The following is a 20,603-nucleotide window of genomic DNA, read 5'->3' as shown; positions in this document are numbered from 1 at the left end:
CCCGTTTAGATATCAAGAACTTGTGGTTGTTGTGCAGCGTGGTTATGTTCTGTGCCAGCATAAACTTTAAGTTTACGGAACATGGCACGGCCCAAAGGACCTTTTGGTAACATACCCTTAACTGCTTTCTCGATGATCATTTCAGGCTTATGAGCTTGAAGCTTCTCAAAGCTGATTTGCTTAATGCCACCAATGAAGCCTGAATGAGAGTAGTAGATCTTACCGGCTGCTTTATTACCAGTTACAGTCACTTTTTCAGCATTGATAACGATGATGTAATCACCGGTGTCAACGTGTGGAGTGTATTCTGGCTTATGCTTGCCACGTAAGCGAGTTGCGATTTCAGTTGCGATACGGCCTAAAGTTTTGCCTTCAGCGTCAACAACAAACCAGTCACGAGTTACAGTTTCTGGTGTAGCAGTAAAAGTCTTCATTATTACAAAAACCCAAAGTTAATTTTCTGTCTCACATGCCGACTGCAGGTTGCAATCAACACAAAATTACCGATTCTTGCCCCTTCGAACATGAATATTGGCTTACAACTTCCGCCCAAATTGGCGGATTAACGCGGGCAGGTCGCAGATTATACGCAAAGCCACAGCAAAGATCACCTGATTTCTGATAATATTTTAAATAAACTGCTCTATTTCGGCTGAATAATTAACCGCCTGCTTTTTTAAAAATCTCACTGCTAGCCTATGGTAAATGTTCCAGCGCCAGATACTCTCTCGATTGCATTTCAATCAGTCTTGAGCGACAACGTCTGAACTCAAACGTTAACTGGCCATCGGTATAAATCTGCTCTAATTCCACTTGCGCAGAAATAATCAATTTCACATTTCGCTCGTAAAACTCATCAACCATGGCTAAAAAGCGTCTGGCAATATCATCACCAGTTTGCTGTGAACCCATTTGCTCTAATCCACTCAGCAACACAGTATGATAAAGGCATGCCATTTCCATGTAATCTCGCTGTGAACGAGGGCCATCGCAGAGATCACGAAAATTAATTAACAGAACACCTTGTGACTGTTGACGAATGCGAATGGCACGGCCATCAATTTCTATCGGTGCAGTAAGTCTTTCTGATTCGGTCGCGAGTTGATCAAAGTAATGCAACAAATTGATGTCTGCTTGTTCATCGAGTGGATGATGATAAATCTCAGCCTGCTCTAAGGTGCGAAGACGGTAATCGATACCTGAATCGACATTGAGAATTTCACATTGTTGATTAATCAACGCAATCGCAGGTAAAAAACGCGCTCGCTGTAAACCGTTTTTATATAATTCATCAGGAATGATGTTTGAGGTAGCCACGAGTGCTACCCCTTCTTTGAACAATGCTTGAAATAGAGTCCCCAATAACATGGCATCGGTAATATCAGAGACAAAAAACTCATCAAAACAAATAATTTTATATTGCGACGCCATCTTCTTGGCTATAGACAATAGCGGATCTTGTACACCTTTTAACTCGCCTAAGTCATGATGGATTTGATGCATAAACCGATGAAAATGAGCTCGTAATTTTTGCTCAATAGGCAATGAGTCAAAAAAAGTATCCATTAAATAGGTTTTACCGCGACCAACGCCGCCCCATAAATACAAGCCTTTTACCGCTGCAGGTGTTGATTTAACCCCAACGGCAGCAAACAATTTATTAATACCAGATATCGGTTTAGCCGCGACCATTAATTCATCGTAAACGCGTTGTAATGATTTTACCGCTTTTTCTTGTGCGGCATCATGTGAAAAATCTTCTCGGGTAAGGTCTTGCTGATAATGCTGCCAAGGGGTTAACTGCGACACGATTACGACTCTCTTACATCAAATAATTGCTGCGAATAATAACATTAAACAACAAATACGAGTAATGGCTTCAAAGGATCAAATTAACCTTTGTTAATAAAAATGCAACTAACCAGATGAGCACTACTCTGATTGATTATCGTCAACTGACTTATTTTTTACTTACTTGTTATTGCAAACGAACTGATTAGCTCACCATTTCAAAACGGGCTCGCAACAGCACTAATATAAATGATTAACGATATTTAACTTTAAAATAATGCCCTCAAGCCACATATTTTATGTCATCAAACCACATATTTTAATGTCATAAAGCTTGAATGCATACAGGAGCTATCCATAGATGAAAACCAAATTAAGTTTACTTTCTGCTGCGTTATTAACGGCATCGTTAGCCATAGCACCAACACTATCGCTCGCAGCCATTCCACAAGCGGTTGACGGCCAAGCTATTCCTAGTTTAGCGCCAATGCTAGAACGCACTACACCTGCGGTGGTATCAGTAGCAGTATCTGGTACTCAAGTATCAAAACAACGCGTCCCTGATGTATTTCGCTACTTCTTTGGTCCAAACGCTCCACAAGAACAAGTTCAAGAACGTCCTTTTAGAGGGTTAGGTTCAGGGGTCATTATTGATGCTGATAAAGGCTATATCATTACTAATAACCACGTTATTAACGGTGCAGACGATATTAAAGTCGGTTTACATGATGGTCGCGAAGTCACGGCTAAACTCATTGGCGCAGATAAAGAGTCTGATATTGCCCTGCTGCAAATTGAAGCGAAAAACTTAGTCGCGATTAAGCAAACTGATTCTGACGACATCCGCGTTGGTGATTTTGCAGTTGCCATCGGTAACCCATTTGGGCTTGGACAAACTGTAACGTCAGGAATAGTCAGCGCACTCGGCCGCAGTGGTTTAGGCATTGAAATGCTAGAAAACTTTATCCAAACTGATGCCGCGATAAATAGTGGTAACTCTGGCGGTGCATTAGTTAACTTAAAAGGTGAACTCATCGGTATTAATACTGCGATTGTCGCCCCAAATGGCGGTAACGTTGGTATTGGTTTCGCTATCCCAGCCAATATGGTTAACAACCTTGTTGAACAGATTATTGAACACGGTGAAGTACGACGCGGCGTATTAGGGGTATCAGGACGCGATCTTGATAATGAACTTGCCAAAGCGTTTGGTTTAGATACCCAGCACGGCGGTTTCGTTAATGAAGTGATGCCAAAAAGTGCTGCTGATAAAGCAGGATTAAAAGCGGGTGATATTATTGTCAGCCTCAATGGGCGGAGTATTAAAACCTTCCAGGAATTACGCGCAAAAGTAGCCACTATGGGTGCTGGTGCCGAGGTTGAATTCGGAATTATTCGTGATGGCGATACGAAGAAGATTAAAGCGACACTAGGTGAAGCAGACAAAGTTGAGGCTGAAGCCGGTAGCGTACATCCTATGTTACAAGGCGCGACACTTGAGGACAGTAAAAAAGGTATTGAGATCACTGATATTGCTCAAGGTTCACCTGCAGCAATGAGTGGCTTAGTCAAAGGTGACTTAATTGTGGGGCTTAATCGCAGTAAAGTGACCAGCCTTAAAGCATTAAAAGAAATGCTAAAAGACAATAAAAACTCTGTGGCACTGAAGATATTACGTGACAATAACTTACTCTATCTTGTTTTACGCTAATGCAGTTGACGCTAACATAGTTGGTACTTAATTTGCCTCATCACAGCTATAAGAATCATCAGGTTATAGTCTGTGATACCCGTTCAAGAATGAAGCATCGGCCAACTTTTGGTCGGTGCTTATTTATTTGAGCTATGTTAATATAACAGCCATTTTTTTTAACAATTATTCAAGCCATGAACCTAAAAGACACTTGCATCTATATAACTAAAGCTGTGGTATTTGGTCTAATTATGGCTGCTGTTTTTTTAGCCATAACAGCGTTAATGCAAAATTCCTCATTCAACAATAGCCTCACAAATGTCAGCAATAGTGGCTCAGAATTATCTTTCGCTAAAGCCGTTCGTCGAGCCGCACCTGCAGTAGCCAATATTTATAGCCTTAGCATTGATCAACGTAATCCGCTCAATTCAAGCTCACTTCAAGGCCTTGGCTCTGGCGTGATAATGAGTAAAGAAGGCTATGTGCTCACAAATTATCATGTGATAAAAAAAGCCGATGAGATTGTTATTGCGCTACAAGATGGGCGTAAATTTACTGCTGAAGTAGTTGGTTCTGATCAAGAGACAGATTTAGCAGTACTTAAAATTGAAGGCGATAATTTACCTATAGTACCGATTAATCTCGATAAACTAGCCCAAGTAGGCGATGTGGTGCTAGCCATTGGTAATCCATACAATATTGGCCAAACAATTACTCAGGGTATTATTAGTGCAACAGGACGTAATGGCTTAAGTTCAGGTTACCTCGACTTTTTACAAACAGACGCAGCCATTAATGCTGGTAACTCAGGCGGAGCATTAATCGATACCGGCGGTGAATTAATCGGTATCAATACCGCGGCATTCCAAGTGGGTAATGATAGTGGCGGTAATGGGATTAGTTTCGCTATCCCCATTAAGTTAGCCCACAGCATTATGGATAAGTTGATTAAACATGGCCGAGTTATCCGTGGTGCTCTAGGTATTTCAGGTGAACCACTTAATCCGGTAATGGCACAGATACTCAACCTACCCGATTTAAAAGGTGTGTTAGTGACGGGGATCGATCCTGACGGACCAGCGGCTCGTGCGCGCTTAACGCCAAGAGATGTCATTACCCAATATAATGATGAAGATGTCCCGGGAGTTGAAATGTTGATGGACAGAATTGCAGAGACCCCCCCAGGAACTAAAGTCAACATGACCATTATACGTGAGGGTAAGCGTCAAATACTGCCAGTCATTATTGCAGAAAAAGCCACAGCGCCTGAGTAATACCTATTACTAATTAAATCAACGTTATAAAAAAGCCATTCATTTGAATGGCTTTTTTATAACGTATTTTCTGCTGAGAGCGAGATAAACCTAAGAGTTCTTCACGCGAACAACTTCAGCACCTAAACCTTGAAACTTGGCTTCAATATGCTCGTAACCACGGTCAAGGTGATATATACGATCGACTGTAGTTAAGCCATCAGCCATTAAGCCTGCAATCACTAAGCTGGCAGAGGCGCGTAAATCTGTCGCCATCACTTGGGCACCGTTTAAACGCTCAGTACCATGGATGATACAAGTATTACCTTCTTGCTCTATGTCTGCGCCCATGCGGCTTAATTCAGGAACGTGCATGAAGCGATTCTCAAAGATAGTCTCAGTAACACGACCTGTGCCTTGAGCAAGTGCATTCAACACACAAAATTGCGCTTGCATATCGGTTGGAAACGCAGGATAAGGTGCGGTTTTAATATTAACAGACTTTGGACGTTGGCCTTTCATATCAAGCTCAATCCAATCTTCGCCAGTTGTGATCTCAGCACCGGCATCTTCAAGCTTAGATAATACCGCTTCTAAGGTTTTAGGATCGGCTGATACACAACGAATCTTACCGCGAGTGACGGCTGCGGCAACCAAGAATGAACCGGTTTCGATACGATCTGGCATGACGCGGTATTCACAACCCGATAGACGTTCCACACCTTCAATCGTTAACGTGGCAGAACCAACACCAGTGATTTTTGCTCCCATGGCAATTAAGCAATGAGCTAAGTCAGTCACTTCAGGTTCACGGGCCGCATTTTCAATGACTGTCGTGCCATCAGCTAATGCTGCAGCCATCAGCAAGTTTTCTGTTGCGCCGACACTGACCATATCCATAAAGATATGAGCGCCTTTTAAACGGCCATCAACACGCGCTTTAATGTAGCCTTCCTTGACTTCAATTTTGGCACCCATTAACTCTAAGCCATGTAAATGCAGGTTCACCGGACGAGCACCAATGGCACAACCGCCAGGTAAAGAAACATCTGCAGTACCATAACGGGCAAGCAGCGGGCCTAAAATAAGAATCGATGCACGCATTGTTTTGACTAAGTCATAAGGTGCGCAATATTCATTTAAGTTAGAGGTAGAAATACGAATGCGGCTACCGCCGAGGTCTTCAACTTCGGCACCTAAACAACGTAATAATTCACAACTGGTGATCACGTCGCGTAAGTTGGGAACATTTGAGACAATAAAATCTGTTTCGGCTAATACGCCAGCCATTAAAATGGGGAGTGCCGCATTTTTTGCACCAGAGATCACGACTTCACCAGCTAAAGGCTGGCTGGCTTTAATAGTTAATTTATCCACTGTGAATCTCTGTTGTTACATATTGAAAAGTTTTTCACGCTTCCACTGAGTCGGCGTAAAAGTTTTAATTGTTAACGCATGCAATTCACCACTGGCAATCTGCTCAGCTAAAGGACTGTAAATTGCTTGCTGTTGTTTTACCCGGCTCATACCATCAAAACACTCACCTACGGCGACGACTTTGTAGTGACTGCCATCCGAGGTAACGTGCGCTTCAGTGAGCGACAACGCCTCGGTTAAAATTTGTTCTATAACATTGCATTCCATGGAATCAATTACCTTTACTATTCGTTTCTATTTTTGGCTGAAAAAAGCATCTAAATCATAAAGCTCAATCATTTTTTTGAGCTGTTCACTTGGATTAACCAACTGATGTATCACACTTGTTTCTGGGCTACTTGTCGCATGTAGTTTGATTAACGCTAATAACAGTGCAACACCCGCACTGTCGACGTATTCTAATGCTGATAAGTCTACCACTTGAGTTGATGCAGTAAACAATTCATGGCGTTTTGGCCACAATTGTTTTACTTCATCTTGGGTTAAGCGACCGCTGACGATGCAACGTTGATCTTGTTGATTAAAGGTAATCACGCAGCTGCAGCTTCTTTTGCTGGTTGGCGATCAATAGTCTGTTGGGTTTTATCATTCAGCATGGTAATCACCGCTTCAATACCTTGCTGGCGGATTAAATTAGAGATTTCAGACTGTTTAGAAGCCAATAAACTCACACCTTCTGCCACTAAATCGAACGCTTTCCACGTATCGTCTTTTAAACGACGCGCTTTAAATTGAATTTTAATCGGTGGACGACCTTGCTCAAGGATTTGAACATTCACTTCAACTATTTTTTCATTGCTGAAATCACTCGGCGGGTCAAAAGCCACTTTTTGATCAGTATATTCGGTTAATGCTTGTGCATAGGTTGCCACTAAATAGCCTTCAAAGGCATCGACAAAACGATTACGTTGATCGACGGTCGTATCACTTAAATACTGCCCCATCACTTTATAAGCAGCATATTTATAATCGACGTAAGGCATAAGCTCTTCACGAACAATAACTTTTAAATGACTTAAATCATCATTAATTAAGGCTTTATCTGCTTTAAAGCGATCAAAAGTCATATTGGCGACTTGCTTGATCATCTCATAAGGATCACGGGTATTGACCTCATCATTAGCAGCCATTGCACCTTGGCTGATAACCGCACTGCCTATTAGGCATAGCGCCATAACATGATTAAAAAATGTTTTCATAATTGGGATCCTATTTATCTTTAGATGACATGCTATATAAAAGCTGACCAATTAAATCTTCTAAAATCAATGCACCACGTGTGTCATGTACTTTATCGCCATCGGCAAGCATCGAAATATCATCGTCCATAAACCCAGGCGTTAAACCAATAAATTGCTCGCCAAGGAGTCCTGAAGTCAAAATAGCTAAGCTGCTTGTTTCCGGAAATTGATCAAAGCGCTTATCCATTGTTAATGTCACTATTGGCACCAACTTATGGGTATCGAGAGTAATATTGGTTACACGACCAACCACCACACCACCCACTTTTACTGGCGAACGTACTTTTAAGCCGCCAATATTATTAAATTCAGCGACCAAGTTATAAGTCTGGTCATTAGATTTGACTTGAACATTAGCAACATTGAATACTAAGATGCAAAAAGCCAACAAACCTGACAATAAAAACACGCCTACTAATAACTCTATTTTCCGTGTCAACATACTATTAAACCACTTAAATTAATCTAAACAATGAAAAAATCTTAATTTCCAAACATGATTGCCGTAAGCAAAAAGTCCAGCGCTAGAACAGCTAAGCTTGCCTGCACAACAGTTGAAGTTGTCGCACGGCTGATACCTTCTGGATTAGGTTGGACTTCATAACCTCTGTACAAGGCAATCCATGTCACCACCACACCAAAAATAGTACTTTTAATCAAACAATTAACTATGTCTTGTCGCCATTCAACCGATGCTTGAAGAATAGACCAAAATGCACCACTATCAATGCCTTTCCATTCTACACCGACTAAATGACCACCAAAAATACCGACTAAACTAAACATTAACGCTAGCAATGGCATGCTGATGACGCCTGCCCAAAAACGCGGTGCAATGATTTGTCTTAACGGATCTATCGCCATCATTTCTAGACTCGACAACTGCTCAGTCGATTTCATTAAGCCAATTTCAGCCGTTAAAGCAGAACCTGCTCGGCCAGCAAATAATAACGCGGCCACCACTGGCCCGAGTTCACGTAATAAGCTTAGTGCCACCATAGGCCCTAAACTTTCTTCAGTACCAAACCCAACAAGAATATTGTACCCCTGTAGCGCTAATACCATGCCAATGAACAAGCCAGACACTAAAATGATCACCATGGAACGGACACCAAGCACATAAACTTGTCTAACCAGAAGTGGCATACCTTTTTTAAAATTAGGCACACGTACAATCGCGCGCCATAACATAATGCCCGCTCGGCCATAGCCCAACACTATTTGCAGTGCATATTTGCCGATATCGGCAATATAATCAGTTGCGCCCACGAAGTAGCTCCTCTTGATAATCCTCTGCAGGATAATGAAATGGCACTGGGCCATCTGGCGCGCCTTGAATAAACTGAACTAATTGTGGATTATCAGATTGACGTAATTGCTCTGGTGTACCATGAGCAATGACTTTTTTGTCTGCAATCACATAAACATAATCTGCTATACCCAATACTTCATCAACATCGTGAGACACAACCACCGAAGTGAGTTTTAATGAGTCCGACAACTCACGAATAAGTTTAACTAACATGCCCATGGAAATGGGGTCTTGTCCTGCAAATGGCTCATCATACATCACCATTTCAGGTTCAAGCGCAATCGCCCGAGCTAATGCGGCCCTTCGCTGCATGCCACCAGATAACTCGTTTGGCATCATATATGCTGCGCCGCGAAGACCGACAGCTTGCAGCTTCATCAATACAATTGAACGGATAACATCTTCTGGAAGTCCAGAATGTTCTCTCAAGGCAAAGGCCACATTATCGAATACGTTAAGATCGGTAAATAATGCACCACTTTGAAATAGCATGCTCATGCGCTTTCGCAGTTGAAAAAGATCCTTACGCTTAAGCTGATGTATATCATGGCCATCGAACAATACTTGCCCGCTATCGGGAATTAGCTGCCCACCAATTAATTTTAATAGGGTCGTTTTACCAATACCACTAGGCCCCATGATTGCTGTTACTTTACCTTTGGGGATCGACAAAGAAATATCTTCATAGATAACGCGCGAACCATGACTAAAGGCCAAATGGTTAACTTCGACCAAAGGTTTATTATTCGATTTACTCATATCAGACATTGGCGTTGAGGAGATAACAGCCTTCCTTGCATTAAGTTTAAGCGCAAATTGTACTGTAATTGTCGATTAAGCGACAACTATATCCATATAAGCACATATGATTGTCAGTACAATTACTGGGCAATGCTTTCAATTTGATACAAATCCAGCGAAAATGCTCGTCAATTAATTACCACTACCGGAATCACATGCTAGTTAATATCCTAATGTTAGTCGTCGGCCTTGCAGTTTTAGTCTGGAGTGCGGATAGATTTGTTTATGGCGCTGCCGCATTTGCGCGTAATTTAGGCTTACCTCCCATGTTAATTGGACTCACCATTGTTGCGATGGGGAGTTCTGCTCCTGAAATGTTTGTTGCTGCCACAGCCTCAATGGATGACATGCGTGACACCGCGATTGGTAACGTCCTAGGTTCTAACATAGCTAACATTACCTTAATTTTAGGATTAACCGCATTACTGGGTGCGATTAGCGTAGGCTCACAAACCTTAAAACGTGAAATACCTATTATGCTCGCAGCTACTGTATTTGCAGGCTTTACCTTGCATGATAATGTATTAACACGAGTAGAAGGTATCATGCTGCTTGTAACCCTTTTAGGGTTAATGGGATATTTTATTTGGCAAGCAACTCATGATAAAACCACCGACAGCTTAGATACTGAAATGGACTCTGAGATCCCTAAAGATGTACCAACCTTTCATGCTATCATTTGGCTTACAGTCGGTATTATATTACTCCCGCTATCAGCTGGTTGGATGGTTGATGGTGCCGTGGGTATTGCAAAGTTTTATGGTTTGTCCGATCTTGTCATCGGTTTAACCATTATTGCAGTAGGGACAAGCCTACCAGAATTAGCAGCCTGCATTGCTGGCGTGTTAAAAAAAGAACACGATCTTGTCATTGGTAATATCGTTGGATCGAACTTATTTAATATTCTTGCTGTGTTGGCATTGCCAGGGTTAATTTCCCCCGGGGAAATCGATACATCGGCCAGCGGCAGAGACTTCTACATGGTATTAGGCACCAGTGCAGCATTAGCCGTTTTAGTATTATCCAGTGGCGCTAAGCAACAACTGACTCGTTGGCATGGCACACTATTATTAATCACCTTTATTGCGTACCAAGTGATTGTATTTCAGTCTCACTAGATTGGGGCATGAAGGTAAAGTATTCAGCTAAAAGAGAGAACCGTATGGTAAATCAAACTCAATTTCGTCAGTGGGGCCGTAAAGTCATTGATATTGAAAAGGCTGCCCTAGATAATTTATATCAATATGTAGACTCAGTTGAGTTTGGTCAAGCATGTGAGCTCATCTTGCAGTGCAAAGGCAAAGTGATTGTTATGGGCATGGGGAAATCGGGGCATATTGGTAATAAAATATCCGCGACCTTTGCCAGCACTGGTACACCGGCATTTTTTGTTCATCCAGGTGAAGCAAGTCATGGTGATTTAGGCGCATTGGCTAAAAACGATATTGTGCTTGCCATTTCTAATTCAGGTGAATCGAGTGAAATACTGACATTAATGCCAGTAATACAGCGAATGGGCGTACCGGTTATCGCAGTAACAGGTAAACCAGACTCTAATATGGCGCGTTTATCTAAAATCCATTTGTGCATTGAAGTACAAGAAGAAGCATGCCCGTTAGGGTTGGCACCAACCTCGAGTACCACAGCAACTTTAGCAATGGGTGATGCATTAGCCATTGCCTTATTGCAAGCCAAAGGTTTTACTCGAGATGATTTTGCTTTGTCACACCCTGGTGGATCTCTGGGGCGAAAATTATTATTAAAAGTCGATGATGTTATGCATAAAGGCGATGATTTACCCATAGTGCATAATGATATTTGTATTACTGAAACGCTGTATGAAATATCCAAAAAAGGCCTTGGTATGACAGCTGTTGTCGACAGCGAAACAACACTGGTTGGTATTTTTACTGATGGCGATTTGCGCCGAGTTATCGACGCCGAAGTCAACCTTCGCACCACTCCGATAGCTCAGGTAATGACCCAGAACTGTGTCACCTGCCCTAGCGGCATTCTAGCGGCACAAGCACTGCAAATTATGGATGAGAAAAGTATTAACGGACTGATTGTAGTCAATGAAAAACATCAACCGATCGGAGCATTAAACATGCTCGATATGGTTAAAGCGGGAGTCATTTAATCATGTCAGAATCAACCACCAGCCACCAAGGATTTTACGGCCCTATCAGCAATGATATTTGGCAACGCGCTCAAAAAATCAAACTGTTAATCTGTGATGTCGATGGGGTATTTTCAGATGGTCGAATTTATCTCAGCAACGCTGGCGAAGAACTCAAAGCGTTTCATACTCGCGATGGTTATGGTGTTCGATCTATCCTGACAAGCGGAATGCACGTTGCTGTCATTACTGGCCGCAAATCAAAGATTGTCGAAACTCGCATGACCGCATTAGGTATTAAACATATTTATCAAGGTATTGATAACAAGTTTGAGCCATTTGAACAACTCCTATCACTGTATAATGTCAGCGCAGACGAAGTCGCTTATATTGGCGATGATATGGTAGATCTCCCGGTTATGAAAGCAGTTGGTCTTGCCGTGTGTGTCGGTGACGGGCACCCATTTGTTAAGCAACATTGCCATATGACCACCTCTCTTAATGGTGGCCATGGCGCGTTACGAGAACTCACTGATTTACTGCTTTTAAGCCAAGATAAATTTGCCTGTGCTCATGGTATGAGTATATGAATAGAATCACTCTAGGTATTGTGGCTTTTTTTGGACTTGCTTTTTTCCTCTACTGGCAAGCGCAAATAAAACGCAGTGAAATGGATGCTGTGAAAGTTCGAGGTATTGAACGTCCCGACTTTGTAGCAGATAACCTACGCACCACAGAATTTAATAAACTCGGTTTAATTGCTAGTCGAGTCAGTGCCGAACACATGGAGCATTACGCCTCAAGTGACATTACTCACTTTACTAAACCTGTTTACCTCATTTACCCTGAAAACGGCCAAGCGCAATGGCAATTAAGCGCAGATAGAGGCCAATTGAATAAAAATACCAGCCAAGTCATATTAGAAAATAATGTTATTATTGATGCCATTAATATAGAAGAACCCCTGCAGTCACTCAGTACCCAAGCTGTTTCGGTGGATTTAACCACTATGATCGGCACCTCACAAGAGATGGTGTACATCAAAGGTAAAGGGTTTATTATTCAAGGTTTAGGTCTACATGCTGACTTGAATTCGCAAAAATTATCGCTACTCAGCCAGGTAGAAGGAACATATGAGCCACATTAATCGCCTCAACACTCACGCCAATGTTATGTTATTTGGCAGCATATTTTGCCTGCTGAGTTTACCTACCATAGCGAAACAAGGTGATCTTCAACAAGAGTTGAAAATTGCCTCAGTAAGCCAGTCTGCTGACATTAAAAATAATCAAATTGTTTTTAATGGTCCTGTTACCGTTACTCAAGGCACTATTAACATTAATGCTGATGAGTTACGGGCGTTTACTCCCGAAAATAGCACCAGTAAAAAACTCATCGCTATAGGTAACCCTGCAACGTTTTCACAAGAGTTAGACGACGGTCAAATTGGTACCGCCAGTGCCAACGAAATAAGCTATGATCTTGCTACCACTACACTGACATTGACAGGTAATGCCAAACTGGATCAATCTGGTAGCCAAGTAACTGGTAACCGTATTAAGTACAACATTAACGCTCAAGAGCTGATTGCTGAAAGTACTGGTACAGGGAAAGATCGCGTTATTACTATTATTCAACCTGAGAATTTCCAAGACGAGACTGCACCAAAGCAAAAGCTCCCTGAAATTCCTGTTAAAAAGCAGATCAAACCATGACCCAAATAACCCTAACGGCTGAAAATTTAGCTAAAAGCTATAAAACTCGTCAGGTTGTTAAAGATGTGAGTTTAACCGTTAAAACAGGCCAAATTGTCGGTCTTTTAGGCCCCAATGGTGCAGGTAAAACAACCACGTTTTATATGGTTGTCGGCTTAGTGCAAAGCGATAAAGGTCGGATCTTAATTGATGATGACGATTTAACCGCCGACCCAATGCATCTTAGAGCTCGCAAAGGGATTGGTTACTTGCCGCAAGAAGCCAGTATTTTTCGCAAACTGACCGTATACGACAATATTATGGCCGTATTGCAGACTCGTAAAGAACTCACTACCGACCAACGGATTGAGCAAGTAGAGCATTTATTAGAAGAATTCCATATCACCCATATTCGCGACAGCCAAGGCATGTCGTTGTCTGGTGGGGAACGTCGTCGAGTAGAGATAGCGCGCGCGCTGGCCGCTAATCCTAAATTTATTTTGCTCGATGAGCCTTTTGCGGGGGTTGACCCTATTTCTGTCATCGACATAAAAAAAATCATTCAACAGCTTAAAAACCGCGGCTTAGGGGTATTAATTACCGATCATAACGTACGTGAAACCTTAGACGTCTGTGAGCGCGCTTATATTGTCAGCCAGGGCAATTTAATTGCCGAAGGCACACCTGATGAGATATTGAGTAATCAACAAGTTCGGGCTGTGTACTTAGGTGAACAATTCAAGCTATAGTTACTTTACTGGCCTTTTAGTCTATCTAACTCATTTCATTGAACGATATCTAAATAGCGTTAAATGTCATTGATGTATGTGACAATCGATTACAGTTTTCGAGATTGTCATTTTTATGGAAATCATCTAGGGATAAGCGGTAAATGAAAGCGTCACTCCAACTCAAAATGGGTCAACACTTAACCATGACCCCTCAATTGCAGCAAGCGATCCGCTTACTGCAATTATCGTCATTGGAGCTACAGCAAGAAATCCAACAAGCATTGGACTCAAACCCATTGCTTGAAATAGAAGATGAGTTTTCTCAAGCAAAAGACTCAGTAAAAGAAAGTCGCGACCAATCTGACACCGACTTTAGTGACAACAGCGTGGTCAATATAGAAAAAGACACCTCAACAGTCGACACAGCAGAATCCATGACCAAAGAAACCATGGACGATTTAGCTATGGATACCACATGGGATGAAGTGTACACCGCCTCACCAATGTCAGGTTCAGGCAGTGCTAGCATGCGCGATGATGATATGCCATTCCAAGGTGAAACGACTGAAGGCTTATATGAGCATTTAGAGTGGCAAAAAAATCTCACGCCATTTTCTGACACAGATCGAGCAATTGCTACCGCGATCATTGATGCCATTGATGAACGCGGCTATTTAACCCAAAGCACTGAAGATATTCTCGAAGCCATGGGTGATGAAAGTGTTGAACTAGATGAAGTTGAAGCGGTATTAAAACGTATTCAACACTTTGATCCCGTTGGTGTTGCCGCACGAGATTTAAGCGAATGTTTATTCATTCAATTAGCCCAATATGCCGACACAACCCCACATATAGACAATGCCCGTCTGCTCATTAAAGACTATTTAGATTTAATTGCTGGGCGCGATTTTAGATTATTGATGCGCAAAACCAAGCTCAAAGAAAACGAGTTGCGTGACGCAATCACCTTAATCCAGTCACTTAACCCTCGCCCGGGCTTGTTAGTCACCGCTATTGATGACGAATATGTTATTCCTGATGTAACCGTACTAAAGAAGAATGGCCGTTGGGTTGTAGAGTTAAACCCGGACAATATGCCTAAAATTGGCGTTAATCAACAATATGCAGCCATGGCTAGAAGCAGTAAAAACTCTGCCGATAGCCAATTTATTCGCGGTCATTTACAAGAAGCTAAATGGTTCATCAAGAGTATCGAAAGCCGCAATGAGACCTTATTGAAAGTCGCCAATTGTATTGTGCAATTTCAGCAAGGTTTCTTTGAATATGGTGAAGAAGCCATGAAACCTATGGTACTCAATGATATTGCTGAAGCAGTAGAAATGCATGAATCGACTATTTCACGGGTTACCACTCAAAAATATATGCACACACCACGTGGGCTATTTGAATTAAAGTACTTTTTCTCTAGTCATGTCAGCACCGACGATGGCGGAGAATGCTCATCTACCGCTATTCGTGCTTTTATCAAAAAACTGGTTGCGGCAGAAAACCAGCAAAAGCCATTAAGTGACAGCAAAATGGCCCAACTGCTGGCAGATCAGGGGATCAACGTTGCGCGTCGTACGATTGCAAAATACCGCGAAGCGATGCTCATTCCACCCTCAAACCAACGTAAGAGTTTATAACCTACAAGGCAACGGAGGATTTTTATGCTTATCAATATGACAGGTAGAAATATCGACATTACCGAATCTTTACGTGAATACGTTCAAGGTAAATTTTCAAAGCTTGAACGACACTTCGATCAGATCAATAATGTACACGTTGTGCTCAATGTAGAAAAATTACAACAAAAAGCAGAAGCTAAAATCAACCTTAATGGTGCAGAGATTTTTGCCATGTCAGAAAGCACTGATATGTATGCTGCAATAGACGCCCTGATCGATAAACTCGACCGTCAGGTAATTAAACACAAAGAGAAGTATACAAAACACTAACGATGGAACTTTGTACCATTCTGCAGCCGGAATGCACTACCTGTGCCACACCGGGCAGTAAGAAAAAAGTACTGGAACTCATCAGCAATTTAGTCGCTGCCCAGTACCCACCCCTATCTTCGCAAGAGGTTTTTGAAAGCCTATTAGCGAGAGAGAAAATGGGTAGCACAGGTATAGGAAATGGCATTGCGATACCTCATGGTAGATTAACGACCATAGAGCATCCGATCGCAATATTTATTAAATGTGAAGAAGCCATTGCCTTTGATGCAATCGATAAACAGCCCGTGGATATTTTATTTGCTTTGTTAGTACCTGCAGATCAGTGCCAACAGCATTTAAGCACGCTATCAAGCGTGGCTCAAAAATTAAGCGATAAGCAAATATTGAAACAGCTTCGTAAAACTCACGACTCAACAGAACTTTATCGGGTTATTACTGCATGAAACTTGTCATAGTATCGGGACGTTCAGGCTCAGGAAAATCTGTTGCTCTAAGAGTATTAGAAGATCTAGGGTATTATTGTGTTGATAATTTGCCTTTACCACTGATTGGCATATTACTGGCTCAGCTCAAAGGTAATAACGATCTAGTGGCAATTAGTGTTGATGTACGCAACATTGCCGAGCAAGGTAAAGTCCTTCAAGATCAACTTGCCTTACTTGAACATGACACTGAAATTATTAGCTTCTTTTTGAATTCTAATGATAAAGTGCTACTCAAACGCTATAGCGAAACGCGTCGATTACACCCGTTATCTAAAAATCATATTTCACTGCAAGAAGCGATCATATTAGAAGGCCGTTTACTTGAGCCTATCGCAAAAATTGTTGATCATTATATTGACACCTCTGCCCTGAATATTTACGAATTAAGCGACCAAGTCAGGCAAATATTGTTAGGTAGTGTCGATAAAGAGTTAGTGATTAACTTTGAGTCTTTTGGCTTTAAACACGGTATGCCAACAGAAGCTGACTTTATGTTTGATGTGCGCTTTTTACCTAATCCACACTGGGAAATAGCACTACGACCACTCACAGGTTTAGACGAACCGGTACAAGAGTTTTTAGGTCGGCAACCTCTAGTGAATAAGTTTATCTGGCAAATTGAAAACTTATTTGAAACCTGGATGCCGCATTTAGAACGTAATAACCGCAGCTATCTGACTATCGCCATTGGTTGCACCGGTGGCCAGCATCGCTCGGTATATATAGCCGATCAATTAGCAAAAAGGTTTAGACATGGCAGTAAACATACAGTTAATGCTCGCCACAGAGAATTAAATTTAACTGATACTGACAGCTAACTGAGCATAGGATCGCGCTAATGATCAAACTTGAACGCCAAGTAACCATTTCAAATAAATTGGGGTTACATGCTCGAGCTGCAACAAAACTTGCTGTTTTAGCGGGTGATTTTGATGCCAGTATCACGTTAACTCAAGGCGATAAAAACGCCAGTGCAGCAAGTGTACTTGGGTTATTAATGCTTGAAAGTGGCATAGGTAAAATGATCACAGTAACAGCCCAAGGCCCAGATGCTGAAGTGGCATTAAATGCCGTATGTGATCTCATTAATGCTAAATTTGATGAGTCTTGCTAAATTATTTAGTGATACTTTCACTAATTACTGATCGTTAAGCCATCATCACTTATTTATTTCCATCTTTAAATGAAGTCGTCATACTAACCAAACTGCCACGATATTGCTGTTCGAAGGTTAACGATCAGTTCCTCGATAATATTAGCCTTTATATTGAAAACGCGCGGCGGATCCCCAGCTGATTAAGTATTCGTTCTCTTAAGAGATATTAGCGTTGTAGCCAATTTCAATCACGGTTCTCGCTTGACCAAACACCGATATAATCGGACGTTAATTTTTGTGTAAAGCAACATCAGCAGTTCAGACTTTCGTTTGGAGCAAGTCACTCAACGATTTTATTGCTGCATTTCATTTCTTGCCCGCAGATAACAATTCTTGCATCAATATGCCAAACAGAGAAACTGAAACTGCCCAAAACCATTACATACAGAATCATATTCGTATGACAAATAGGAAGTTGATATATGGGTAAAGAGTACCTAGATAATGAAATAACAGAACAACGACTCAATCAACTCGCTCAAGCGTTAGACAGTGGATTGTTTGTTCATGCTCGCAATATGTTACATGCAATGTCACCCAACGATGTCGCCCTCATTCTCGAATCATCACCACCAAAAAATCGACAAGTCTTATGGCAATTAATTGATCAACAATATGCGGGTGAGATCCTGGATGAATTAGGTGAAGAACTGAAAGATTCGCTCATCAGCAGCATGACACCAGAGAAACTCGCCCAGGCCACAATAGGAATGGACACCGATGATCTTGCTTATATTCTTCGCAGCTTGCCCGATGCGGTTTACAAGAAAGTACTCAAGTCAATGCGAAGCCAGGACAGAGATAGAGTAGAACAAGCACTGCGCTACCCGGATGATACTGCCGGCAGCATAATGAACACAGATACGGTTACCCTAAGACCCGATGTTAATATCGAAGTAGTGTTACGCTATTTACGTCAACGCGGTAATTTACCAGATACCACTGATACATTATATGTTGTCGATCGCCATGACCATGTTTTAGGTGGCGTCAGATTGGTCGACTTACTCACATGCGATCCGAGTGTCACAGTTCGCAGCATTATGGACACCGAGCTAGAAAGTATTCCGGTTGAGATGTCAGATAAAGATGTTGCGCAAAAATTTGAACGACTCGATTGGATATCTGCCCCTGTAGTAGACAGCCAAGCAAAATTACTTGGACGAATAACCATTGATGACGTTATCGATGTGATCCGTGAAGATGCCGAGCATTCCATGATGGGGATGGCAGGCATGGATGATGATGAAGATACCTTCGGCCCAGTGCTTAAAAGTACTCTAAGACGCTCTCTATGGCTAACCATCAATCTATTTGCCGCATTACTAGCATCATCTGTCAGTAATATGTTTGAAGGCACCTTAGAGCAATTTGCTACCATCGCAATTTTAATGACCATTGTGCCGAGCATGGGCGGCGTTGCCGGTAATCAAACCTTAGCGCTGGTGATCCGCGGTATTGCACTTGGCCATATTGGCCAAAGTAATTCACGTTGGTTAATCGGCAAAGAACTCGGCATTGGATTATTAAACGGCATTATGTGGTCTGTGTTGGTCTTTTTTGCTGTGTGGCTGTGGAAAGACGACATTGCGTTAGGCGGATTAATTGGCAGTGCTATGCTAATTAACATGACAGTTGCCGGCTTTGCGGGTGCCACTATTCCAATCATGCTCAAAAAGCTCAATATCGACCCAGCTCTTGCTGGAGGCATGGTATTAACCACAGTCACTGATGTGGTTGGTCTATTTGCATTTTTAGGCTTAGCGACGCTGTATTTAATGCACTAGAGTATTGCTCTTATCTCTTAACCCGAGTTGGGTTAAATAATATGCCGTCTATAAAACTGTCTACTTTAGGACTCTTTTGTGGGCGGCGGACTCTCAAATGGTCACGCTAGCCACAGATTGTCAGTCTGTTAACTCAGCACTCACCTCCCCCTTCTGATCATGTTCAAATCATCCATGTAAATATTAAATTCAATATAACGCCATCTTTATTTTGTCATTGAGGTCACCTTTTTCTGCCATATTTGTCATCTAAACTGCGACCTAGCGATAAGTTTGATAGCGATTCATCTGCAGAACTTATTCACCAAGTTAGTGCAATTGCACCAAACTAATCTGTCGGTAAAAAGTACCTAGGTTAAAGGTTTTAAATAAGACACTGATAAATAACAGATAAAAATATTTATCAAAGTTGGCACAAGCTTTCCATATAAGAACACATACCCACTAAGTGATAGTGTGATTTTACAAGTAGTCCTTGGTAGATGTAGGAGATAGCAATGAATAAAATAACCGGAAGTCGTAGCATTAAGTCAATAAATGTCATGGTAAATAATATCATTTCACAATGCCGCCAGAACATTTTTTTCTTAGCACATCTCGGTTGTAGCCAGTGGGATGAAGTGGAAACTCGCTCTAGTAAACATAAGTAAATTGGCAGGAGATTATTTCATGAATATGTCAAATGCGAGACAGTACCCAGTGGACTTACAAAAAGAAGTGATTAATGAAGTAAAAAATAATCAAAGATTATTATCTGACGTAGCAAAACAATATGGTGTATCGGCAAAAACCGTATACCAGTGGGTCAGAAGTAACCAAGTTCGCCAGACAGAAAGTAAGGGCGCAATCGTATCAGAAATAGCCTATTTGCAACAAAAGATTGCCCAGTTAAATCAGCAACTACATGCTATAGCAAGCTAAGGATCCATGTTTAAGAAAGTGTTGGAACGATCTTAAACAATAATTGAAATTCAGTTAACCGTTTTGGCAAGGATGTTTGACCATGCTAACAACTCGTCCCCCAGCAAGTTGTTAACACAGCAACAATCATTCTAATAATAAGCGCAAAATACTTGCATCCTTGCCGCTTTATTGTTTCACCGTTAGCCGTTAAGGACATTGGCTAACATTACAGTTAAGGC

General features: G+C 41.7%; 24 protein-coding genes. 15 read left to right on the top strand and 9 right to left on the bottom strand.

What is annotated here, in order from left to right; genetic code table 11:
* Window positions 1–5: 5 nt before the first annotated feature.
* Both rplM and zapE read right to left on the bottom strand, forming a co-directional pair.
* The gene (rplM, locus tag ACED29_RS12175; protein ID WP_011638797.1) at window positions 6–434 is read right to left on the bottom strand and encodes a 50S ribosomal protein L13; all 429 of its coding nucleotides are present in this window, start codon (window positions 432–434) and stop codon (window positions 6–8) included.
* A 262-nt stretch (window positions 435–696) separates the two neighbouring features.
* On the bottom strand, window positions 697–1,809 hold the full coding sequence (gene zapE / locus ACED29_RS12170) for a cell division protein ZapE (protein ID WP_182696720.1): 1,113 nt from the start codon (window positions 1,807–1,809) through the stop codon (window positions 697–699).
* A 343-nt stretch (window positions 1,810–2,152) separates the two neighbouring features.
* Between zapE and degQ the strand changes: the two genes are divergently transcribed.
* Both degQ and degS read left to right on the top strand, forming a co-directional pair.
* Window positions 2,153–3,502: a Do family serine endopeptidase DegQ gene (gene degQ / locus ACED29_RS12165; protein ID WP_124015063.1), complete on the top strand. Its 1,350-nt coding sequence runs from the start codon at window positions 2,153–2,155 to the stop codon at window positions 3,500–3,502.
* 176 nt (window positions 3,503–3,678) lie between these two features.
* Window positions 3,679–4,758, top strand: a complete 1,080-nt coding sequence (gene degS, locus ACED29_RS12160) for an outer membrane-stress sensor serine endopeptidase DegS (protein WP_124015064.1) — start codon at window positions 3,679–3,681, stop codon at window positions 4,756–4,758.
* Window positions 4,759–4,848: 90 nt separating this feature from the next.
* On the opposite strand, the gene murA is transcribed toward degS, so the two are convergent.
* The 7 genes from murA to ACED29_RS12125 are packed head-to-tail and all read right to left on the bottom strand — an operon-like array spanning window position 4,849 to window position 9,495.
* A complete protein-coding gene (murA, locus tag ACED29_RS12155) occupies window positions 4,849–6,114 on the bottom strand; it encodes a UDP-N-acetylglucosamine 1-carboxyvinyltransferase (protein WP_371697760.1) in 1,266 nt (421 codons plus the stop codon).
* A 15-nt stretch (window positions 6,115–6,129) separates the two neighbouring features.
* Window positions 6,130–6,381, bottom strand: coding sequence for a BolA family protein (locus ACED29_RS12150; protein ID WP_124015066.1), 252 nt, complete (start codon window positions 6,379–6,381; stop codon window positions 6,130–6,132).
* 27 nt (window positions 6,382–6,408) lie between these two features.
* Window positions 6,409–6,708 carry a lipid asymmetry maintenance protein MlaB gene (locus tag ACED29_RS12145; RefSeq protein ID WP_182722364.1) on the bottom strand — a complete coding sequence of 100 codons (300 nt, stop codon included), beginning with the start codon at window positions 6,706–6,708 and terminating at the stop codon, window positions 6,409–6,411.
* Window positions 6,705–7,349 carry a phospholipid-binding protein MlaC gene (locus tag ACED29_RS12140; RefSeq protein WP_124015360.1) on the bottom strand — a complete coding sequence of 215 codons (645 nt, stop codon included), beginning with the start codon at window positions 7,347–7,349 and terminating at the stop codon, window positions 6,705–6,707. The genes ACED29_RS12145 and ACED29_RS12140 overlap by 4 nt, the downstream gene beginning before the upstream one ends.
* 34 nt (window positions 7,350–7,383) lie before the next feature.
* A complete protein-coding gene (gene mlaD, locus ACED29_RS12135) occupies window positions 7,384–7,857 on the bottom strand; it encodes an outer membrane lipid asymmetry maintenance protein MlaD (RefSeq protein WP_124015068.1) in 474 nt (157 codons plus the stop codon).
* Window positions 7,858–7,898: 41 nt separating this feature from the next.
* Complete coding sequence (mlaE, locus tag ACED29_RS12130; protein WP_124015069.1) at window positions 7,899–8,684, bottom strand: lipid asymmetry maintenance ABC transporter permease subunit MlaE; 786 nt, start codon at window positions 8,682–8,684, stop codon at window positions 7,899–7,901.
* Window positions 8,671–9,495 (bottom strand): ATP-binding cassette domain-containing protein, encoded by an 825-nt coding sequence (locus ACED29_RS12125; protein WP_124015070.1) that lies wholly within the window; start codon window positions 9,493–9,495, stop codon window positions 8,671–8,673. Before ACED29_RS12125 ends, mlaE begins: the two co-directional genes overlap by 14 nt.
* Window positions 9,496–9,683: 188 nt before the next feature.
* Between ACED29_RS12125 and ACED29_RS12120 the strand changes: the two genes are divergently transcribed.
* The 13 genes from ACED29_RS12120 (at window position 9,684) to ACED29_RS12060 (ending at window position 20,382) form a co-directional block, all read left to right on the top strand.
* Window positions 9,684–10,646, top strand: a complete 963-nt coding sequence (locus ACED29_RS12120; protein ID WP_371697759.1) for a calcium/sodium antiporter — start codon at window positions 9,684–9,686, stop codon at window positions 10,644–10,646.
* A 44-nt stretch (window positions 10,647–10,690) separates the two neighbouring features.
* Complete coding sequence (locus ACED29_RS12115) at window positions 10,691–11,668, top strand: KpsF/GutQ family sugar-phosphate isomerase (RefSeq protein ID WP_124015072.1); 978 nt, start codon at window positions 10,691–10,693, stop codon at window positions 11,666–11,668.
* Between the two features lie 2 nt (window positions 11,669–11,670).
* Window positions 11,671–12,237, top strand: coding sequence for a 3-deoxy-manno-octulosonate-8-phosphatase KdsC (gene kdsC, locus ACED29_RS12110; protein ID WP_371697758.1), 567 nt, complete (start codon window positions 11,671–11,673; stop codon window positions 12,235–12,237).
* Window positions 12,234–12,794 carry an LPS export ABC transporter periplasmic protein LptC gene (lptC, locus tag ACED29_RS12105; protein WP_124015074.1) on the top strand — a complete coding sequence of 187 codons (561 nt, stop codon included), beginning with the start codon at window positions 12,234–12,236 and terminating at the stop codon, window positions 12,792–12,794. Before kdsC ends, lptC begins: the two co-directional genes overlap by 4 nt.
* Window positions 12,781–13,362: a lipopolysaccharide transport periplasmic protein LptA gene (gene lptA, locus ACED29_RS12100; protein WP_124015075.1), complete on the top strand. Its 582-nt coding sequence runs from the start codon at window positions 12,781–12,783 to the stop codon at window positions 13,360–13,362. The genes lptC and lptA overlap by 14 nt, the downstream gene beginning before the upstream one ends.
* On the top strand, window positions 13,359–14,090 hold the full coding sequence (gene lptB / locus ACED29_RS12095; RefSeq protein ID WP_124015076.1) for an LPS export ABC transporter ATP-binding protein: 732 nt from the start codon (window positions 13,359–13,361) through the stop codon (window positions 14,088–14,090). Before lptA ends, lptB begins: the two co-directional genes overlap by 4 nt.
* Before the next feature lie 143 nt (window positions 14,091–14,233).
* Window positions 14,234–15,718 carry an RNA polymerase factor sigma-54 gene (locus tag ACED29_RS12090; RefSeq protein WP_124015077.1) on the top strand — a complete coding sequence of 495 codons (1,485 nt, stop codon included), beginning with the start codon at window positions 14,234–14,236 and terminating at the stop codon, window positions 15,716–15,718.
* A gap of 24 nt (window positions 15,719–15,742) precedes the next feature.
* Complete coding sequence (hpf, locus tag ACED29_RS12085; protein ID WP_124015078.1) at window positions 15,743–16,030, top strand: ribosome hibernation promoting factor; 288 nt, start codon at window positions 15,743–15,745, stop codon at window positions 16,028–16,030.
* Between the two features lie 2 nt (window positions 16,031–16,032).
* The gene (ptsN, locus tag ACED29_RS12080) at window positions 16,033–16,476 is read left to right on the top strand and encodes a PTS IIA-like nitrogen regulatory protein PtsN (RefSeq protein WP_124015079.1); all 444 of its coding nucleotides are present in this window, start codon (window positions 16,033–16,035) and stop codon (window positions 16,474–16,476) included.
* Entirely contained in the window at window positions 16,473–17,336 is an 864-nt protein-coding gene (gene rapZ, locus ACED29_RS12075; protein WP_182696723.1) for an RNase adapter RapZ, read from the top strand. Before ptsN ends, rapZ begins: the two co-directional genes overlap by 4 nt.
* Window positions 17,337–17,356: 20 nt before the next feature.
* Window positions 17,357–17,632 (top strand): HPr family phosphocarrier protein, encoded by a 276-nt coding sequence (locus ACED29_RS12070; protein WP_124015081.1) that lies wholly within the window; start codon window positions 17,357–17,359, stop codon window positions 17,630–17,632.
* A gap of 464 nt (window positions 17,633–18,096) precedes the next feature.
* Window positions 18,097–19,461, top strand: coding sequence for a magnesium transporter (gene mgtE / locus ACED29_RS12065; RefSeq protein WP_182696724.1), 1,365 nt, complete (start codon window positions 18,097–18,099; stop codon window positions 19,459–19,461).
* Between the two features lie 669 nt (window positions 19,462–20,130).
* Window positions 20,131–20,382, top strand: coding sequence for a transposase (locus ACED29_RS12060; RefSeq protein ID WP_182755353.1), 252 nt, complete (start codon window positions 20,131–20,133; stop codon window positions 20,380–20,382).
* Window positions 20,383–20,603 lie beyond the last annotated feature (221 nt).

This window comes from Shewanella sp. 5S214 (assembly GCF_041439795.1).
In the GTDB taxonomy this organism is placed as follows: Bacteria; Pseudomonadota; Gammaproteobacteria; order Enterobacterales; family Shewanellaceae; genus Shewanella; species Shewanella vesiculosa.
The sequence above is the reverse complement of the archived record's forward strand: the minus strand, read 5'-3'. Positions and strand labels throughout refer to the sequence as shown.